Origin of the sequence: Sulfuritortus calidifontis (assembly GCF_003967275.1) — a bacterium.
In the GTDB taxonomy this organism is placed as follows: domain Bacteria; phylum Pseudomonadota; class Gammaproteobacteria; order Burkholderiales; family Thiobacillaceae; genus Sulfuritortus; species Sulfuritortus calidifontis.
Map to the genome: position 1 here is coordinate 655689 of NZ_AP018721.1, position 16038 is coordinate 671726.

Here is a 16038-nt window from a genome sequence, read left to right on the forward strand (position 1 = left end):
TGTCGTCAACAGATAGCTCAAGCCTTGTCGCGTTCCAGGGCAGCGGCCCAGCTCGCGATATGACGGTGCTCGCGCGGGTTGTCAGCCTGGTTGCGGCTCGGGCTGAAGAAGATTCCCGGCGCGTGCAGCAGCTTGCTGATCGGGAAGATGATCATCAGCAAGGCCACCAGGGTCAGGTGCACCAGCAGCGGGCCGTCGGTCGGCAGCGGCTGGAAGTCGAAGGTCATCAGGCCGAGCATGAAGGCCTTGAGCGCGACGATGTCGGTGTGCGACACGAAGGTCATCATCATGCCCGAGGCACCGATGCCGACCAGCAGGGCGAGGATCAGGTGATCCGACGGCGTTGAAATGTAGCGCACGCGGTCGACCAGGAAGCGGCGGGCCCAGAGGCCGAGCAGGCCGGCGACCATCGCGAGACTGGCGTACTTGCCGAAGGGCTGGATGATGTTGACCCAGAACCAGACCGGCTCCTGGAAGTAGCGGATATGGCGCAGCAGGACCAGCAGCAGGCCGACATGGAACAGCCAGCCGAACACCCAGATCCACTTGTTCGACTTGAACAGGCTTTCGAACAACACGACCTCGCGCGCCATGCGATAGGCGACGCCGGCGTTGGTAGTGGGCGCCGGGGTGGTCGGAATCTTGAGCGGGGCCGGGGTGCGGCTGTACTCGTAGATGCGATAGGCCAGGCCGGCGATCAAGATCAGCGTGGCGACGTAGAACAGACCAATGTAGAACAAGGTCAGAGAATTCATGCGTTCCTCTTACCAACAGTCGAGAGTAGAGAGTTGAGAGTCGAGACCTATTGGCTAGGCGCTCTCGACTCTCGACTCTCGGCTATACAGCAACAGCCGAGATGCCCAACCCGGGGCGAACCCCGGGATCGGACGCTTTAGATGCAGCCGGTCGGCTTGGGCAGGCCGGCGATCTTGCAAGCCTGCTTGGCGGGACCGTAGGGGAACAACTCGTACAGGTACTTGTTGTTGCCCTTGTCCGGACCCAGCTTCTTGGCGATGGCCTTGGTCAGCACGCGGATGGCCGGAGCGATCTGGTACTCGTTGTAGTACTCACGCAGGAAGTTGACGACTTCCCAGTGGCTCTCGGTCATCTCGACCTTCTCTTCCTGGGCCAGGTAGGCGGCGACGTCTTCGTTCCAGTCAGCCAGGTTGGTCAGGTAACCTTCTTCATCCACTTCAACGTCTTTGCCGGCGATATTCACGGTGGCCATATGCAAACTCCTTAATTAAAAATTACAACCAGGACTGGCAGTTATTGTGTTCAGCAACCAGGTCGACAAACCCGCTGTAGTCCACAAGATTGACACCCTCGATGGCGCGCCCGGCGAGGCCGCGCGCTTCCAAGTCGGGCGCAAGGGCGTAAACCTTCAGGTTGGCCATGGCCGCCTGAACTTTCGCCGCAACCGCGTTGCCTTTCGTCGCGGCATAGACCGCATCTTCGATCAGCAGCACGGCAGAACCTTTGGTCGCCAGACGCAGGCAGCTATCCACTGCGTTCCGCTCCAGGGGCGATTTGTTGACGATGTGTAGCATCTTCGTCTCTCCTTAGAAGCTGATGACGACGTCCTGCTCGGCCATGATGTTGGCCATAGCAGCGGAGTCCATAACCTGCACGTCGACCAGGAGGTCTTCCTCGGTCAGGCCGCGGGCCTCCAGGGACTCTTTCTCAACATAGAGCTTCTCGATGTCGTAGCCTTCGAGGGCACGATAGGTTGGGGAGAAGTTTTTCTGGTCGATACCTTTGGTGTGCTGACCCTTGACGATCTGGTAGACTCCGTCGTCAACGAAGGCCAGGCTCACGTCCTGGTCGAAGGCCGCGGAGATCAGCACGACCTCCAGCGACTCGAGGGCATAAATGGTGCCATAGGGCGCCTTGCGGTTCAGGAACATGAACTTCTTGACTACACCTTCGGTTTCGTCATCCATATCAATCCCGCCAGTCACGTCACTCACAATACAACTCCTTAATCACCGAACGTCACGAGGCGGTCATATTGGATGCCCGCTTCCACCAGCTGGCCGAGGCCAGAGATGCGGAAACCAGGGGCAAGCACCTCGTCCTTGATGCCGCGGCGCAGACCGGCGGCAACGCAAACAACCAGGTCGACCTTGTGGTCCTCGGCCAGTTTGGACCAGCGGGCCACGATGTTGCGGTCGTCCTGCGGCGGCTCGGTCAGCTTGGTCGAGTTGTACACACCGTCGTGGTAGAAGAACACGCGGGGCACCGTATGACCCTTTTCGATGGCCGCTTTGGCGAATTGGTAGGCCGAATCAGTCGCCTGATGGTTGTACGGCCCTTCGTTAACCAAAATACCGAATTTCATTTAAATATCCCTAACTCCAGTTATCCGAATGCAATCAAGCGCCCGGGTGTCTTGCGAGCACCCAGGGCGTCTCGATCAGAAGCGGATGTGCGCCGACGCGTTCAGGCTGGCGCGGGAGCCACGCCAGTTGTCGATGTGATACTTGGTGAACGGCAGACCGGTCTTCTCGAAGAAGGCGGGCCAGCCGATCCGGTCGATCCAGTCGTTCATGCGCTCCCACGGACGGCCGTCGGCCTTGTAGGTCGCCAGGATCTTCTTGACCACTTCGCCAACCTCGGGCCAACGCGGGGCGTTGTTCGGCAGGCCGGACGCGACCAGTTTGTGGAAGGTCGGACGGGAGCGGGCGTTGGAGTTCTTGCCGCCCACCCAGATCGCGATCTTGGAGTGCTCGGGGTCGTTGATCTGCATCGGCGGGCAGGGCGGGAAGCAGGCACCGCAGCAGATGCACTTCTTCTCGTCCACTTCCAGGGAGGGCTTGCCGTTCACCAGGGCGGGACGGATAGCGGCCACCGGGCAGCGGGCGACGACGGAAGGACGCTCACACACGTTGGCGACCAGATCGTGGTTGATCTTGGGCGGCTTGGTGTGCTGAACGATGATGGCGATGTCGGCCTGGCCGCCGCAGTTGATCTCGCAGCAGGAGGTGGACAGCTTGACCCGGTTGGGCATCTCGCACTTGACGAAGTCGTCGTACAGCTCGTCCATCAGGGCCTTGACCACGCCGGAGGCGTCGGTGCCCGGGATGTCGCAGTGCAGCCAGCCCTGGGTGTGGGCGATCATGGACACGGAGTTGGCGGTGCCGCCGACGGGGAAACCGTTGTCGGTCAGGGCCTTGATCAGCGGCTCGACCTTCTTCTCGTCGCTGACCATGTACTCGATGTTGGAACGGGCGGTGAAGCGCACGAAACCGTCGGCGTACTGGTCGGCCAGGTCGGCCAGCTTGCGCACGGTGTAGTGGTCCATCTGACGCTGGGTGCCGGCTTTCACGGTCCAGATCTGGTCGCCGTTCTCGGCGCGGTGATAGAGGACACCCGGTTTCGGATGGCTGTGGAAAACCCACTTGCCATAGTTCTTCTTCATTACCGGGTGCATGTACGGCATCGGATCCGGGGCGCCGGATTCGATGGTCTCATGAGTCCTTTCAGCCATGCTTCTCTCCAAACTTAGTGAGATCGGAAAATCTTTAATTGCCATGTGGACCGACGCCGGGGCGTCGGTCCTTGGGGGGTACTAACTTAGGCGGCGGCCTGCTTGCGCTCGAACCACTTGGCGGCTTCCTCGTCCCAGCCGTCGGTACGGACGTAGGGGTTGGTACGCGGATGCACGATCATGCTCGGATCGATCGGGATATCCAGGCCTTCCAGGAAGTTGACCAGGCCGATACGCTCGATCATCTCGCCGGTGCGCTCGTGCTCGAGGGCGTTCTCGGCGAAGAAGTCCAGGATGTTGCGGGCCAGGTCGTTCAGCTTCTCGAAGTCCTCGTCGGATTCCAGCTTCATGAACGGGATCACCACGGTACCCATGGTGGCGCCGATCTTCAGCACGCCCTTGCCGCCGACCAGGATGGTCACGCCCTTGTCCTTGCCGGGCAGCAGGGCGCCAGGCATGACGTTCAGGCAGTGCATGCAGCGCACGCAGTTGTGGTTGTCGATCTCGATGCAGTTGGCGTCGGACACGGCAACCTTGGTGATGCCTTCGCCGGCGGCCTTGCCGTCGTTCTTGGTCAGCTGGATCGCCTTGGTCGGGCAGTGGTTGATGACCATGTTGATCAGATCTTCCATGCTGTGGGCGGCCATCCACTCGCGGGCCAGCTTCTCGTCGGCGCGGATGCTGTCGCGCCAGGTGCCGATGGTGGCCATGTCGGAACGCTGGATGGCGTTGACACAGTCGTTCGGGCAGCCGGAGAACTTGAACTTGAACTTGTAGGGCAGGGACGGACGGTGCATGTCGTCCAGGTTGTTGTTGATCACGGTGCGCAGGGCACGGGCTTCGTCGTAGCAGGACATTTCGCAACGAGCGGCACCGACGCAGGACATGGAGGTGCGCAGCGCGGGGCCGGCGCCACCCAGGTCGAAGCCCATCTCGTTGAACTTGTCGAACGAGCGCTGGACGTCATCGGTCTTGATGCCCTGGAACATGATGTCGCCGGACTGGCCATGGAAGGCGATCAGGCCGGAACCGCCGGTCTCCAGCCAGGCGTCGCACATCTGGCGCAGCAGGTCGGAGGAGTAGTGCATGCCGGCGGGCGGCTGGATGCGCAGGGTGTGGAACTCGGCCGCCTCGGGGAACAGGGGCTTGTGGTTCTCGTCCTTCAGCTCGGTGAAACGGGGGATGACGCCGCCGCCGTAGCCGACCACGCCCACGGTACCGCCCTTCCAGTAGCCGAACTTGGATTTGTAGGAGGTTTCCAGCTGACCCATCAGGTCAACCATCATGTCGTTGTCCTTGGCCAGGCGCTTCAAGCCGGTTACGAAGCTGGGCCACCGACCTTTCTCGAGTTCGTCGAGGTTCGGGGTGTCGTACATTTTCTTAGCCATCTTAAGATTCTCCTTCAAGTCTTTTGACCATCACAGGTTATCTAAACCTTGCAGCATTTGCCCGTCGGCATATTGCTTACACATGACGAGTGCTGGGCATATTAGGGGAGGCTGATGGAGTAGACCATCATTCCGATGGGGTAAGTCGGGGATTTGAGGGGGGTAGGTGGATACTACCCGATCGGGTAGGTTGGTCTTACCCGGATACGGGAAGTGCATATACCCGACAAAAAATGTCAAATTCAGCGCTTCACCGTATTCTAATACACTATGGACCAGATCACTTCGCTGTTGAAATTCCGCAACCCCTACGGCAACCAGGAAATCGAATTGCAGCAGGTGGATTATGCGGCGGGCGGCACCCCGATGATGCGTTTGCGTATCAAGGAACGCGGTGCCCGTTTCACCATTTTCGACGTCGATCCGGTCACGGCCCAATCCTGGGCCGAGGCCATGCTGGCCTGGGCCAAGCCCCTGGCCGAGCAGGCGGGGGCGGCGCCCGGCAGTCATGAGGTATCCGAATGAGGATGTACAATCCCGAATGGGAAGCCATCAAGGAATTCAATTACCAGGCCAGTATGGCCGAGGTGCAGTTCGACCTCGCCGGCCTGGAGATTCCCGAGGATCATGGCTATGCCCTCTATCAGGAGCTGTGCCGGCTCTTGCCCTGGCTGGCCGAGACGGCGGACGCCGGGGTGCAGTCGGTGCATGGCGCCCCTTCCGGCCGCAATGCCAATCTGGTGATCAACCGCCGGGTGAAGCTGGTGTTGCGAGTGCCGGTCGATCGGGTCCAGGCGGTCGAGGCCCTGGTCGGCCAGACCATCGATCCGGGTGCCGGGCCGATCACTATCGGGGCCTTGAAAGTGCGGCAACTGATGCCATCTCATACGCTGTATGCGCATTTCGCTGATTTCGGCACCGCGGACGAGGCCGAGTTCCTTGCTCGCGCCAAGGCCGAATTGGAGGCCATGGGCATCCAGTGTGGCCTGATGTGTGGTAAGAAGCGCCACCTGAGCACGCCGGAAGGGCAGCTTGAAGGCTACAGCCTGATGCTGCATGACCTGACCCTGCTGCAGTCGATGCAGGTGATCGAGAGGGGTCTGGGCCGGCATCGGGCGTACGGTTGCGGCATCTTCGTGCCGCACAAATCGATTAAGGAAGTCGTGGCCCACTAAACTGGGCTGCACATTATTGGCAACTTGTAACGTGTAAGGAGATAGACCATGGGTTACGTTCTGAATGGCGAAGAGCTGGAAGTGGACGACGAGGACTTCCTGACCGAGCCTAACTTCAGCGACGAGATCGTGCCGATCATCGCCGAGGCCGAAGGTATCAAGCTGACCGACGACCACTGGACCGTGATTCGCTTCATGCGCGAGCGCTACCAGGAAGACGGGCACACCCCGAACTTCCGCAACATGGTGGCCATGCTAGAAGAGCAGGACGACAGCATCGACTGGAAGAAGAAGTTGTACGAGCTGTTCCCCAAGCAGCCCAACCGTCAGTCGGCGAAGGTGGCCGGTCTGCCCAAGCCTTTCGGCAAGGGCGGCTACTAACGCATAGTCGTCAGTTTGCAGTTGGCAGTCCTCAGCAAATCGCTGTTTGTGCTGCCAACTGTCGACTGCTGACTGACATGTTTATCCATGTACTCCAATACTCTCGTTTCCACCGAAGAGCTCGCGCAGCATCTGGACGATCCGCAGTGGATCGTGTTCGATTGCCGCTTTACCCTGACTGATCCCGAAGGCGGGCGTCGGGCCTATGAGGCCGGTCATATCCCGGGGGCGCGCTATGCCCATCTGGACGACGACCTGTCGGCGCCCATCGTGCCGGGTGTCACCGGCCGCCATCCGTTACCGGACCCGGAGGTGCTGGCAAAAAAACTTTGTCAGTGGGGTGTCGGCGTCAACAAGCAGGTCGTGGTCTACGACGACAGCTTCGGTTCGATGGCGGTGCGCATGTGGTGGCTGCTGCGCTGGCTCGGCCACCCGGCCGTCGCCCTGCTCGACGGTGGTTATCCCAAATGGCTGCGTGAGCATCACCCGGTGACCACAGCGCTGCCCGAGGTGCAAAAGATGCAGTGCGCCTGCCTGCCCGAGCGCAGCCTGTGGGTCGATACCAAACAGGTCGAGCAGGCGATGGGGTCGAGCGATGTCCTGATGCTCGACGCTCGGCCGGATCGCCGCTTCACCGGCGAATACGAGCCGCTCGACCCCGTGGCCGGCCACATCCCGGGCAGCATCAACTGGTCGTTCGAAGAGAACCTCGACATCGATGGCACCTTCCTGCCGCCCGAGGCCCTGCGCGAGAACTACCAGGCCCTGCTCAAGGGCCGTACCCCGGCCCAGGTCATCCATACCTGCGGTTCCGGCGTCACCGCCTGTCATAACCTGCTGGCCATGGAAGTGGCCGGCCTGCCCGGCTCCCGGCTCTATCCCGGCTCCTGGAGCGAGTGGATCACCGACCCTAGCCGGCCGGTCGCCTTGGGAGAATAACGTGGCTGCCCCAACTCGCGTCAAAACGATCTGGTTCAAGAAAGACGGTGTCCAGCGCGGCGCCGACGAGGTGGCCAGCGCCCTGGCCACCACCATCTGGCGCATGGCCGACCGCACCGTCGACAATCTGTCGAAGGCCGAATACGACATCATCACGCCGCAGCGCGGCTTCAAGATCATCGGTGAATTGACCGCCTTCGCCGTGCATTACGTCGATCGCCTGGTCTATTCGCGCATGAGCCAGGAAGAACGTGTCGAATTGATCAGTGCCTTGGGCATCCGCCTGGCCGAGATCATGGAAGGCAATATCCTCGATTTCACCGGTGGCCAGAAAGATCCGGACTACGACTACAAGGCCGGTTACATCGACATGCTGAACCGGCGCATGGCCGATTACGCCGAGTTCGAGTTCCCAGTCGACAAGGCGAGTTTCCAGGCCTTGCGCTTCCTCTCGCTGCAGATTCGCGAGGGCATGGAAAAGTCCGATCAGACCTGGATTCAGGACCAGTTGATGGACATCGAAGTGCCCGAGATCATGGGGACGGTGAAGAAGCAGGTCGACGGTTTCTACCCCGCCCGAAGCGAAGCGTAATCCTTGCCCATAGCGCATCCGTCCATGATCCCGCTCGACAGCCCCTTCCATCCCGACAACGAGGCCGGCTACCAGGCCTGGCGCAGCGCCAAGCTGGCGGGCTATCCCAGCCGCGGCGAGGAACTGATCGTGCCGGTCAAGGATCCGACCAAGCTTACTGCGGCTGAATACGAGGCGATCTGGCGCCTGTGCCAGAAGACCAACATGGCTATCTACGCCACGGATCTGGGCGAGGCCGAGGACAAGGAATCGATCCGCCGGCTCGCGGCCCAGTTTGGCCTGGAGCACCTCGACGCCAACTGGCTGGCCGACGAGGACGGCATATCCAGCCTGACCCCGCAGGACGAGGAGGGCAAGGCGCGGGGCGAATACATCCCCTACACCCACCACCGCATCCGCTGGCACACCGACGGCTACTACAACCCGCCCGAGCGGCGCATCTTCGCCATGACCCTGCATTGCGTGCGCGAGGCCGACGAGGGCGGCGAGAACGACCTCATGGACCACGAGCTGGCCTATCTTTACCTGCGCGATGCCAACCCCGAGCACATCCGGGCGCTGATGGCCGAGGATGCCATGACCATTCCCGCCCGCACCGATGAGATGGGCGTAGCCCGGCCCGACGAGATGGGCCCCGCCCTGCTGGTCGACAACGGCCAGCTGCACCTGCGCTACACCGCCCGGACCAAGAGCATCGCCTGGAAGCAGGATGCGCGCACCCTGGCCGCGGTCAAGGCGCTGGAGGACCTGCTCGCCGACCGCCCGGCCGGCGTCTTCACCCTCAAGCTCAAGCCCGGCATGGGCCTGCTTTGCAACAACGTGCTGCACACCCGTTCCGGTTTCACCGATCGCCCGGAGCACCGGCGCCTGCTCTACCGGGCGCGCTATCACGACCATATCCGCAACCTGCGCCAGCAGTGAACTCGCCAGGTCGGATACCGGCCACGGCCTGGACCTAGACTGAAAGACCAATGAAAAAGGCCCGCCTGGAAACCAGGCGGGCCTTTGCCTTTCAGCTTACCGCGATCAGGCGGCGGCCGCTTCTTCCTTCACGACCAGGGCCGGGCGGGTTTCCCGCTTGCCGATGGTCATCAGGTCCCAGGCCAGCAGCACGAAGCCGGCGGCGAAGACCCAGCCGAAGATCTGGCGCCAGTAGATGCCCTGCTGGAACCAGTGGTGGGCCTGGGCGGCGAAGTAGCCGGTCCAGGTCGAGCCTTCGATGGCGCGTTCAATCTGCGACTGTTCGTAGCCGGAGATCAACAGGCCCATGACCATGCCGATCATGCCCAGGTGCAGCAGGCCCAGGGCCCACTTCCACTTCCAGCCGTTGTCGGCCAGGCCGCCGCTCATCCAGACATTGCCGCGCCACTTCTGCAGGGCCAGGTAGACGAAGCCGATGACCAGGGTGGCATAGGCGCCGAAGAAGGCCAGGTGGCCATGGGAGGCGGACCACTGGGTGCCGTGGGTGTACAGGTTGATCTGGGGCAGGGTATGCATGAAGCCCCAGACGCCGGCGCCGAAGAAGTTGCCGAAGGCGTGGGCGATGATCCAGGCCAAGGCCGGATGGTTGGTGTTCTTCATCTTGTGCACGCCGGAATCGAACACCGAATGCACCACCATGGCCACCAGGGGAATCGGCTCCAGGGCGGAGAAGAAGCCGCCGATGGTGAACCAGTACTCGGGGGTGCCGATCCAGAAGTAGTGGTGACCCAGGCCCAGGATGCCGGAACCGAACATCAGCGCGACCTCGATATAGAGCCAGGTCTCGACGATCTTGCGACGCACGCCCAGGGTCTTGATCAGGGCATAGGCCATCAGACAGCCGACCAGCACTTCCCAGGTGGCCTCGACCCAGAGGTGGATCACCCACCACCACCAGTACTGATCGACCGAGATGTTCGGGGTGTAGAACACGCCGGCAAGGTACAGGCCAGCCAGGGCGACCAGATCGAGCACCAGGACGCCGCCGATGCCGGTGTACTTGCCCTTGGCAAAGGTGGCGGCCACGTTGAAGAAGAACACCAGCACCGAAACCACGATGCCGATATCCGCCCAGCGCGGCGCTTCGATGTACTCGCGACCTTCGTTGATCAGCCAGATCGTGCTTTGGTCACCGGGGCCGACCTGGATCAGGAGGTAGACCACGACGACGACGGCGACGGCCAGGGTGAGCACCCAGAAGATCAGGTTGCCCAGGGCCAGGCCGACCACACTATGGCCGGATTCGTCCTCCAGCAGCCAGTAGGTCGAGCCGATGAAGCCATACAACAGCCAGACCACCATGGCGTTGATGTGCACCATGCGGTTGACGCTGAAGTCGAGCACCCCGTAGAGGAAGTCCGGCTTCAGGTACTGGATGCCGGCCAGCAGGCCGAACAGGACCTGCGCGCCGAACAGGGCGATTGCGACGGTGAAGTACTTCACCGCCAGTTTTTGGCCACCATTGAGGTTGGCGCTATCGAGCATTCCAAGAGCTGCCATTTCTAGCCTCCTTAGTTTTGAGCCGGGGTGCCGGTCGCTTCAGGGGCGGCGGCAGCGGCAGGGGCTGCCGGGGCCGGGTCCGACTGATCGATCGGTTTGAAGTTGTAGGGGAAGCCGTTGGTGTCGATGGAGCTCATCCATTTGAGGAAGGCCACCACCGCACGCGCCTCTTCGTCGGTGATGCCGAGATTGGGCATGCGCCGGCCGACGGCGTTGTGCAGCTTGTCGGACGGATCCTTGAGGAAGTCCACCATCAGCTGCTCACGCGCCTCCTTCGAGCCCCAGGACGGGTCGAGCCAGGCCTTGGTCAGGTCAGGCGCGAAATAGGCGCCGTTACCGAGCAGGGTGTGGCAGTTCATGCAGTTCTTCGCCTGGGTGGTCAGCTTGCCCTTGGACACCAGGGCCGCGGCTTCTTCCTCGGTCAGCTTCTTGCCGAACAGCGGTTCTTCCGGGCCGATGACCGGCACCTGGAAGTTGCGCGTCTCATCGAACTTGTAGTCGATGCGGTGGTTGATCACCGAGTAGGCAGGAACCCGCTTGGTGCCGGCGGAGATCTGCGACAGGCTGTCGAAGGTCAAGAAGATCAAGATTACGAACGAGCCGGCTGTTACCCAAATGGCGGTTTTTCGCCAGAAGGATTCAGACGCCCACCAAGTTGCCTGTGTCATGGCAATTTCCTCCTACTCAGGGCTGTTGAAAAAAGTTACGCGCTTGCACTTCGCTTTCGTCCTCATGCTCGTGCTCGTGGGTTCTCGTGCACAGGTGCCAGATGCCGTGCGGTGCCAGCAGGTAGCCCACGAGCATGAGAACGACAATGAAGGTCCAGAAGGTGTTCTGGAACAGATTGGCGGCATCGCCCAGCACCAGCACCGAGACGAACAGGCCGGCATAGGCGGAATAGGCCAGGTGCATCAGGCGGGGTACTGACTTTACCCGCGAGTAGGCGAACAGCAGGGCATAGAGCGCGCCGAACAGGATGACCATGGCGGCGGAGAAGAAGACCGTGAAGAAATCGGCGAGCTCGACGGGTTGGATCATGTGCGTTCTCCTTTTGCAGGTTGCGGCGATACTAGACCTGCCGATCGAAAAAGGCCTTTGACCTTGGTCAACTTTTCGGTGCGAGACCCAACGTGAGAAAAAGTTGATGCACGTCAATGCCGCATCCCCCACCGACGGGCTTATCGTTAAGCCCGCAACGAAGGCGTGGTTTTCTGTGTGGGCAATCCATTGCGAAGGAGGCAGTAGAGATGAAGATGAAACGATTGAGCACCCTGTCCCTGCTGGCGGCGCTGCCGCTGGCGGTATCCCTGGCCTGGGCCGCGGATGCGCCGAAGGGGCACGATGTTGGTGCGGGTGGTGAATACATGGGTGGCGCTGGCGGCCCCTCCGGCCTGAGCGGCGTCGAGATGTACCAATCCACCGATCCCAAGGCGCCGCCGATGACCAAGGCGGAATTCGATCAGGCCCGGCAGATCTATTTCGATCGCTGCGCCGGCTGCCACGGCGTGCTGCGCAAGGGCGCCACCGGCAAGCCGCTGCTGCCGGACATCATGCAGAAGCTGGGCACCGATTCGCTCAAGGTCTTCATGACCTACGGCACCGCCGGCGGCATGCCCGGCTTCGGCACCTCGGCGGAGCTGTCGGAGAAAGAGATCGACATCATGGCCCGCTACATCCAGCAGCCGCCTCCGCAGCCGCCCGAGTGGGGCATGAAGGAGATGAAGGCTTCCTGGAAGCTTATCGTGCCGGTCGACAAGCGGCCGAAGAAGCAGATGAACAAGCTCAACCTGGAGAACATCTTTGCGGTGACCCTGCGCGATTCCGGCGAGCTGGCCCTGATCGACGGCGACTCCAAGAAGATCGTGACCATCCTCAAGACCGGCTTTGCGGTGCATATCTCGCGCCTGTCCAAGTCCGGCCGCTACCTCTACACCACCGGCCGCGACGGTCTGATCAACCTGATCGACCTGTGGATGGAGACGCCGCAGACCGTGGCCACCATCCGCACCGGCTCCGATGCGCGCTCGATCGACACCTCCAAGTACAAGGGCTATGACGACAAGATCGCCATCGCCGGTTCCTACTGGCCGCCCGCCTATGTGCTGATGGACGGCTTCACCCTGGAGCCGCTGAAGATCATGTCGACCCGGGGCTACACTTACGACGAGCAGGAGTTCCACCCCGAGCCGCGCGTGGCCTCCATCGTGTCCTCGCACATCAAGCCCGAGTTCGTGGTCAACGTGAAGGAGACCGGCAAGGTCCTGCTGGTGAACTACTCCGACATGAAGAACCTGAAGACCACCGAGATCGAGGCCGAGCGCTTCCTGCATGACGGCGGTTGGGATTCGTCCAAGCGCTACTTCCTGGTCGCCGCCAACATGCGCAACACCGTGTCCGTGGTCGACACCAAGGACGGCAAGCTGGCCGCCAACGTCAAGGTCGGCAACAAGCCACACCCGGGCCGCGGTGCCAACTGGAGCGACGTGAAGTACGGTCCGGTCTGGGCCACCGGCCATCTGGGCGATGACACCATCGCGGTGATCGGCACCGATCCCGCCGGGCACAAGCAGAACGCCTGGAAGGTGGTGCGCAGCCTGAAGAACCACGGCGCCGGGTCGCTCTTCGTCAAGACCCATCCGAAGTCCAGCAACCTCTGGGCCGATGCGGCCCTGAACCCGGATGCCGAGGTACGCCAGTCGGTGTCGGTCTGGGATCTGAAGAACCTGGACAAGCCGGCTCAGGTGATCAACCTGGCCAAGGCCGCCGGCATCAAGGAAGGCCGGGTGACCCATCCCGAATACAACAAGGCCGGCGATGAGGTCTGGTTCTCGGTCTGGGGTCCGAAGAACGGTGAATCGGCCCTGGTCGTGGTGGACGACAAGACCCGCAAGGTGAAGACCGTGATCAAGGACAAGCGCCTGGTCACCCCCACCGGCAAGTTCAACGTCTACAACACCCAGCACGACGTGTATTAAGCCCGCAGTGCTTCCAACCGCCTCCGGGCGGTTGGAAGATTTCCACAGTGCCTCGGAGCGTGGGACACTGTGAAAATCTTCCGAACGGATGCTGAAATGCACCGCACATCACAGTCGCTCGTTGTCTCACTGATGTTGCTGGCCGCGGCCGCCCAGGCCGCAGAGCCGCTGCCGTCGACCGAACGGCAAAAAGAGCTGGTCCGTTTCGTCCGCCAGGAATGTGGCTTCTGCCACGGCCTCAAGCTCACCGGCGGCCTGGGCACGCCGCTGACCCCCGATGCCCTGCAGGACAAGGACTTCGACGGTCTGGTCGGTACCATTCTCACCGGCCGGCCGGGCACCGCGATGCCGGGCTGGCAACCCTTCATCACCGAAGCCGAGGCCCGCTGGATCGTCCGCAACTTGCAGAAAGGGTTCCCGCAATGATTCGGAGCATGATGCTCGCCGGTGGTCTGCTGTTGGCCTTGTCGGCCGGTCTGGCGCAGGCCGGCGAATTGCGCGGCACCGGCGATCTGGGCATTGCCGTGGAGCGGGCCAAAGGCTCGCTGCAATGGCTCGACACCACACACAAGACGGTGCTCGGCCGCATCGAAGGCTTGGGCGACCTTTCCCACGCCTCGGCGGTATTCTCGCGCGACGCCCGCTATGCCTACGTCTTCGGCCGCGACGGCGGCCTGACCAAGGTCGACCTGCTTACCGGCAAGATCGTCAATCGCATCATCCAGTCCGGCAACTCCATCGGCGGCGCCATTTCCCAGGACGGCCGCTATATTGCTGCGGCCAACTACACGCCGGGCGGGGTCAAGATCTTCGATGCCGAGACCCTGGAACTGGTGGTCGACATTCCCGCCTGGTCCGAAGAGCTGAAGGGCCTGTCGCGCGTGGTCGGCCTGGAGGACGCCACGGACAACCGCTTCGTCTTCAGCCTGTTCGATGCCGGCGAGATCTGGATCGCCGATCTTTCGGACGACCCGAAGCAGCCCAAGCTGACCAAGTTCAAGAACATCGGCCGCGAGCCCTACGATGCCCTGGTCACGCCCGACGCCCGCTGGTACATCGCCGGCCTGTTCGGCGAGGACGGCATCGCCGTGCTCGACCTCTGGCAGCCGGAGAAGGGCGTGCGCCGTGCCTTGCCCGACTATGGCCGCGGCCAGGAGAAACTGCCGGTGTACAAGATGCCGCATCTGGAGACCTGGGCGGTGTCCGGCAATCTGGCCTTCATCCCGGGCGTCGGCCGGCACGAGGTGGTCATCGTCGATATCGAGACCTGGCAGAAGGTGGGCACCATTCCCGTGGCAGGTCAGCCGGTCTTCGTCATGGCCCGGCCCGACGGCCGCCAGCTCTGGGTCAATTTCGCCTTTCCCCACTACGACACGGTGCAGGTGATCGACGTGCCCAGCCGGCAGATCGTGCACACCATGAAGCCGGGCAAGGCCGTGCTGCACATGGAGTTCACCCCGCGCGGCGAGGCGGTCTGGCTCTCGGTGCGCGACGGCAACCGGCTCGAGGTCTACGACACCCGCAGCTTCAGGAAGCTGACGGAACTGCCGGCCGACGCGCCGAGCGGCATCTTCTTCACCTCACGGGCCCACCGGTTCGGACTATGAACGCACTGACCGATCTCGAATTCCGTCTGCTCAACGACTGGCAACGCGACTTTCCGCTGACAGCCCGTCCGTTCGCCGAACTGGCGCGCCGCCTGGACGCCTCCGAGGCCCAGGTGCTTGCCAGCCTGGCCGAACTCAAGACGCGCGGCCACCTCTCCCGCATCGGCGCGGTGTTCCGGCCGCACATCCTGGGCTGGAGCACCCTGGCCGCGGTGGCGGCGCCGCCGGAGCACATGGAGCGGGTGGCCCAGCTGATCTGCGAGTTTCCCGAGGTCAACCACAACTACGAGCGCGAGCACGTCTACAACCTCTGGTTCGTGGTCACCGCGGCCAGCCAGGAGCGGGTGAGCGCAGTGCTGGCCGAGATCCAGCGCCAGACCGGGCTCAAGCCGCTGGACCTGCCGATGCTGGAGGACTACCACATCGACCTCGGCTTCGATCTCTCGGGCGCCGTCAGCCCGCACGCCGGCTCGGCCCGGCCGTTGCAGGACCTCGAATCGCTGCGCCAGGCCGTCGAGCCGGTCGACTACTGCCTGGCCGCGGCGCTGGAACCCGGTCTGCCGCTGACCAGCCGCCCCTACGAGCGGCTCGCCGCCGCCTGCGGCATGAGCGAGAGCGCCCTGCTCGAGCGCATCGGTGCATTGCAGACACTCGGCATCATGCGCCGCTTCGGCGTCGTGGTCCGGCATCGGGAACTGGGCTACCGGGCCAACGCCATGGTGGTCTGGGACGTGCCCGACGCCGAGGTGGCTAAGATCGGCCGTCGCCTGGGCGAGGAGTCCTCGGTCACCCTGTGCTATCGCCGGCCGCGCCGCCTGCCCGACTGGCCCTACAACCTGTTCTCCATGGTCCATGGCCGCGACCGCGCCTCGGTACTCGATGCCCTGGCCCGGATTCGCAACCGGCTCGGCCTGGAAACCGTGCGCCACCAGCCGCTGTTCTCCCTGCGCCGGTTCAAGCAGTGCGGCGCCCACTACGCCAGCCTGGCTCAGGCCAAGGCGGCTTGAAGA

20 protein-coding genes are annotated in these 16038 nt (G+C 62.6%); 10 read left to right on the forward strand and 10 right to left on the reverse strand.

Annotation, left to right across the window (positions count from 1 at the left end; translation table 11 throughout):
- Positions 1–17: 17 nt before the first annotated feature.
- The 7 genes from EL388_RS03595 to dsrA all read right to left on the reverse strand — a co-directional run bounded on the left by EL388_RS03595 (position 18) and on the right by dsrA (position 4878).
- Positions 18–755, reverse strand: coding sequence for a respiratory nitrate reductase subunit gamma (locus tag EL388_RS03595; protein WP_126459713.1), 738 nt, complete (start codon positions 753–755; stop codon positions 18–20).
- A 137-nt stretch (positions 756–892) separates the two neighbouring features.
- On the reverse strand, positions 893–1228 hold the full coding sequence (locus tag EL388_RS03600; RefSeq protein ID WP_126459716.1) for a TusE/DsrC/DsvC family sulfur relay protein: 336 nt from the start codon (positions 1226–1228) through the stop codon (positions 893–895).
- A gap of 22 nt (positions 1229–1250) precedes the next feature.
- On the reverse strand, positions 1251–1550 hold the full coding sequence (tusB, locus tag EL388_RS03605) for a sulfurtransferase complex subunit TusB (protein WP_126459719.1): 300 nt from the start codon (positions 1548–1550) through the stop codon (positions 1251–1253).
- Positions 1551–1562: 12 nt separating this feature from the next.
- The gene (gene tusC, locus EL388_RS03610; RefSeq protein ID WP_126459722.1) at positions 1563–1943 is read right to left on the reverse strand and encodes a sulfurtransferase complex subunit TusC; all 381 of its coding nucleotides are present in this window, start codon (positions 1941–1943) and stop codon (positions 1563–1565) included.
- Between the two features lie 38 nt (positions 1944–1981).
- Entirely contained in the window at positions 1982–2341 is a 360-nt protein-coding gene (gene tusD / locus EL388_RS03615) for a sulfurtransferase complex subunit TusD (RefSeq protein WP_126459725.1), read from the reverse strand.
- Between the two features lie 75 nt (positions 2342–2416).
- A complete protein-coding gene (gene dsrB, locus EL388_RS03620) occupies positions 2417–3490 on the reverse strand; it encodes a dissimilatory-type sulfite reductase subunit beta (RefSeq protein WP_126459728.1) in 1074 nt (357 codons plus the stop codon).
- 86 nt (positions 3491–3576) lie between these two features.
- The gene (gene dsrA, locus EL388_RS03625) at positions 3577–4878 is read right to left on the reverse strand and encodes a dissimilatory-type sulfite reductase subunit alpha (RefSeq protein WP_126459731.1); all 1302 of its coding nucleotides are present in this window, start codon (positions 4876–4878) and stop codon (positions 3577–3579) included.
- Positions 4879–5148: 270 nt separating this feature from the next.
- Between dsrA and EL388_RS03630 the strand changes: the two genes are divergently transcribed.
- The 6 genes from EL388_RS03630 to EL388_RS03655 all read left to right on the forward strand — a co-directional run bounded on the left by EL388_RS03630 (position 5149) and on the right by EL388_RS03655 (position 8886).
- Complete coding sequence (locus EL388_RS03630) at positions 5149–5403, forward strand: DUF6967 family protein (RefSeq protein WP_126459734.1); 255 nt, start codon at positions 5149–5151, stop codon at positions 5401–5403.
- Positions 5400–6053, forward strand: a complete 654-nt coding sequence (cas6, locus tag EL388_RS03635) for a type I-MYXAN CRISPR-associated protein Cas6/Cmx6 (protein WP_126459736.1) — start codon at positions 5400–5402, stop codon at positions 6051–6053. The genes EL388_RS03630 and cas6 overlap by 4 nt, the downstream gene beginning before the upstream one ends.
- 48 nt (positions 6054–6101) lie before the next feature.
- Positions 6102–6434 carry a TusE/DsrC/DsvC family sulfur relay protein gene (locus EL388_RS03640; protein WP_126459739.1) on the forward strand — a complete coding sequence of 111 codons (333 nt, stop codon included), beginning with the start codon at positions 6102–6104 and terminating at the stop codon, positions 6432–6434.
- Positions 6435–6521: 87 nt separating this feature from the next.
- Positions 6522–7373, forward strand: coding sequence for a sulfurtransferase (locus EL388_RS03645; RefSeq protein WP_126459742.1), 852 nt, complete (start codon positions 6522–6524; stop codon positions 7371–7373).
- A 1-nt stretch (position 7374) separates the two neighbouring features.
- A complete protein-coding gene (locus EL388_RS03650; RefSeq protein WP_126459747.1) occupies positions 7375–7965 on the forward strand; it encodes a hypothetical protein in 591 nt (196 codons plus the stop codon).
- Between the two features lie 24 nt (positions 7966–7989).
- Positions 7990–8886, forward strand: coding sequence for a TauD/TfdA family dioxygenase (locus tag EL388_RS03655; RefSeq protein WP_126459753.1), 897 nt, complete (start codon positions 7990–7992; stop codon positions 8884–8886).
- A 105-nt stretch (positions 8887–8991) separates the two neighbouring features.
- Here the strand turns inward: EL388_RS03655 and EL388_RS03660 are convergent, their stop codons facing one another.
- The 3 genes from EL388_RS03660 to EL388_RS03670 form a co-directional block, all read right to left on the reverse strand.
- Positions 8992–10446, reverse strand: a complete 1455-nt coding sequence (locus EL388_RS03660; protein ID WP_126459758.1) for a cbb3-type cytochrome c oxidase subunit I — start codon at positions 10444–10446, stop codon at positions 8992–8994.
- Positions 10447–10457: 11 nt separating this feature from the next.
- A complete protein-coding gene (locus tag EL388_RS03665) occupies positions 10458–11033 on the reverse strand; it encodes a c-type cytochrome (RefSeq protein WP_232019169.1) in 576 nt (191 codons plus the stop codon).
- Positions 11034–11130: 97 nt separating this feature from the next.
- Positions 11131–11484, reverse strand: a complete 354-nt coding sequence (locus EL388_RS03670) for a hypothetical protein (protein ID WP_126459769.1) — start codon at positions 11482–11484, stop codon at positions 11131–11133.
- 209 nt (positions 11485–11693) lie between these two features.
- Between EL388_RS03670 and EL388_RS03675 the strand changes: the two genes are divergently transcribed.
- The 4 genes from EL388_RS03675 (at position 11694) to ahbB (ending at position 16035) form a co-directional block, all read left to right on the forward strand.
- Complete coding sequence (locus EL388_RS03675; protein WP_126459775.1) at positions 11694–13421, forward strand: nitrite reductase; 1728 nt, start codon at positions 11694–11696, stop codon at positions 13419–13421.
- A 96-nt stretch (positions 13422–13517) separates the two neighbouring features.
- Positions 13518–13847 carry a c-type cytochrome gene (locus EL388_RS03680; protein WP_126459781.1) on the forward strand — a complete coding sequence of 110 codons (330 nt, stop codon included), beginning with the start codon at positions 13518–13520 and terminating at the stop codon, positions 13845–13847.
- A gap of 8 nt (positions 13848–13855) precedes the next feature.
- Positions 13856–15028 carry a cytochrome D1 domain-containing protein gene (locus EL388_RS03685; protein WP_197721815.1) on the forward strand — a complete coding sequence of 391 codons (1173 nt, stop codon included), beginning with the start codon at positions 13856–13858 and terminating at the stop codon, positions 15026–15028.
- Positions 15025–16035 carry a siroheme decarboxylase subunit beta gene (gene ahbB, locus EL388_RS03690; RefSeq protein ID WP_126459791.1) on the forward strand — a complete coding sequence of 337 codons (1011 nt, stop codon included), beginning with the start codon at positions 15025–15027 and terminating at the stop codon, positions 16033–16035. The genes EL388_RS03685 and ahbB overlap by 4 nt, the downstream gene beginning before the upstream one ends.
- Positions 16036–16038: the final 3 nt, after the last annotated feature.

Bases quoted from the DNA above. Each gene is read 5' to 3' on its own strand.
- EL388_RS03670 (WP_126459769.1), bottom strand. From the start codon at position 11,484: ATGATCCAACCCGTCGAGCTCGCCGATTTCTTCACGGTCTTCTTCTCC.
- tusC (WP_126459722.1), bottom strand. From the start codon at position 1,943: ATGGATGACGAAACCGAAGGTGTAGTCAAGAAGTTCATGTTCCTGAAC.
- EL388_RS03655 (WP_126459753.1), top strand. From the start codon at position 7,990: ATGATCCCGCTCGACAGCCCCTTCCATCCCGACAACGAGGCCGGCTAC.
- tusD (WP_126459725.1), bottom strand. From the start codon at position 2,341: ATGAAATTCGGTATTTTGGTTAACGAAGGGCCGTACAACCATCAGGCG.
- EL388_RS03640 (WP_126459739.1), top strand. From the start codon at position 6,102: ATGGGTTACGTTCTGAATGGCGAAGAGCTGGAAGTGGACGACGAGGAC.
- dsrB (WP_126459728.1), bottom strand. From the start codon at position 3,490: ATGGCTGAAAGGACTCATGAGACCATCGAATCCGGCGCCCCGGATCCG.
- cas6 (WP_126459736.1), top strand. From the start codon at position 5,400: ATGAGGATGTACAATCCCGAATGGGAAGCCATCAAGGAATTCAATTAC.
- EL388_RS03600 (WP_126459716.1), bottom strand. From the start codon at position 1,228: ATGGCCACCGTGAATATCGCCGGCAAAGACGTTGAAGTGGATGAAGAA.
- dsrA (WP_126459731.1), bottom strand. From the start codon at position 4,878: ATGGCTAAGAAAATGTACGACACCCCGAACCTCGACGAACTCGAGAAA.
- EL388_RS03680 (WP_126459781.1), top strand. From the start codon at position 13,518: ATGCACCGCACATCACAGTCGCTCGTTGTCTCACTGATGTTGCTGGCC.
- EL388_RS03595 (WP_126459713.1), bottom strand. From the start codon at position 755: ATGAATTCTCTGACCTTGTTCTACATTGGTCTGTTCTACGTCGCCACG.
- ahbB (WP_126459791.1), top strand. From the start codon at position 15,025: ATGAACGCACTGACCGATCTCGAATTCCGTCTGCTCAACGACTGGCAA.
- EL388_RS03630 (WP_126459734.1), top strand. From the start codon at position 5,149: ATGGACCAGATCACTTCGCTGTTGAAATTCCGCAACCCCTACGGCAAC.
- EL388_RS03685 (WP_197721815.1), top strand. From the start codon at position 13,856: ATGATGCTCGCCGGTGGTCTGCTGTTGGCCTTGTCGGCCGGTCTGGCG.
- EL388_RS03660 (WP_126459758.1), bottom strand. From the start codon at position 10,446: ATGGCAGCTCTTGGAATGCTCGATAGCGCCAACCTCAATGGTGGCCAA.
- tusB (WP_126459719.1), bottom strand. From the start codon at position 1,550: ATGCTACACATCGTCAACAAATCGCCCCTGGAGCGGAACGCAGTGGAT.
- EL388_RS03675 (WP_126459775.1), top strand. From the start codon at position 11,694: ATGAAGATGAAACGATTGAGCACCCTGTCCCTGCTGGCGGCGCTGCCG.
- EL388_RS03645 (WP_126459742.1), top strand. From the start codon at position 6,522: ATGTACTCCAATACTCTCGTTTCCACCGAAGAGCTCGCGCAGCATCTG.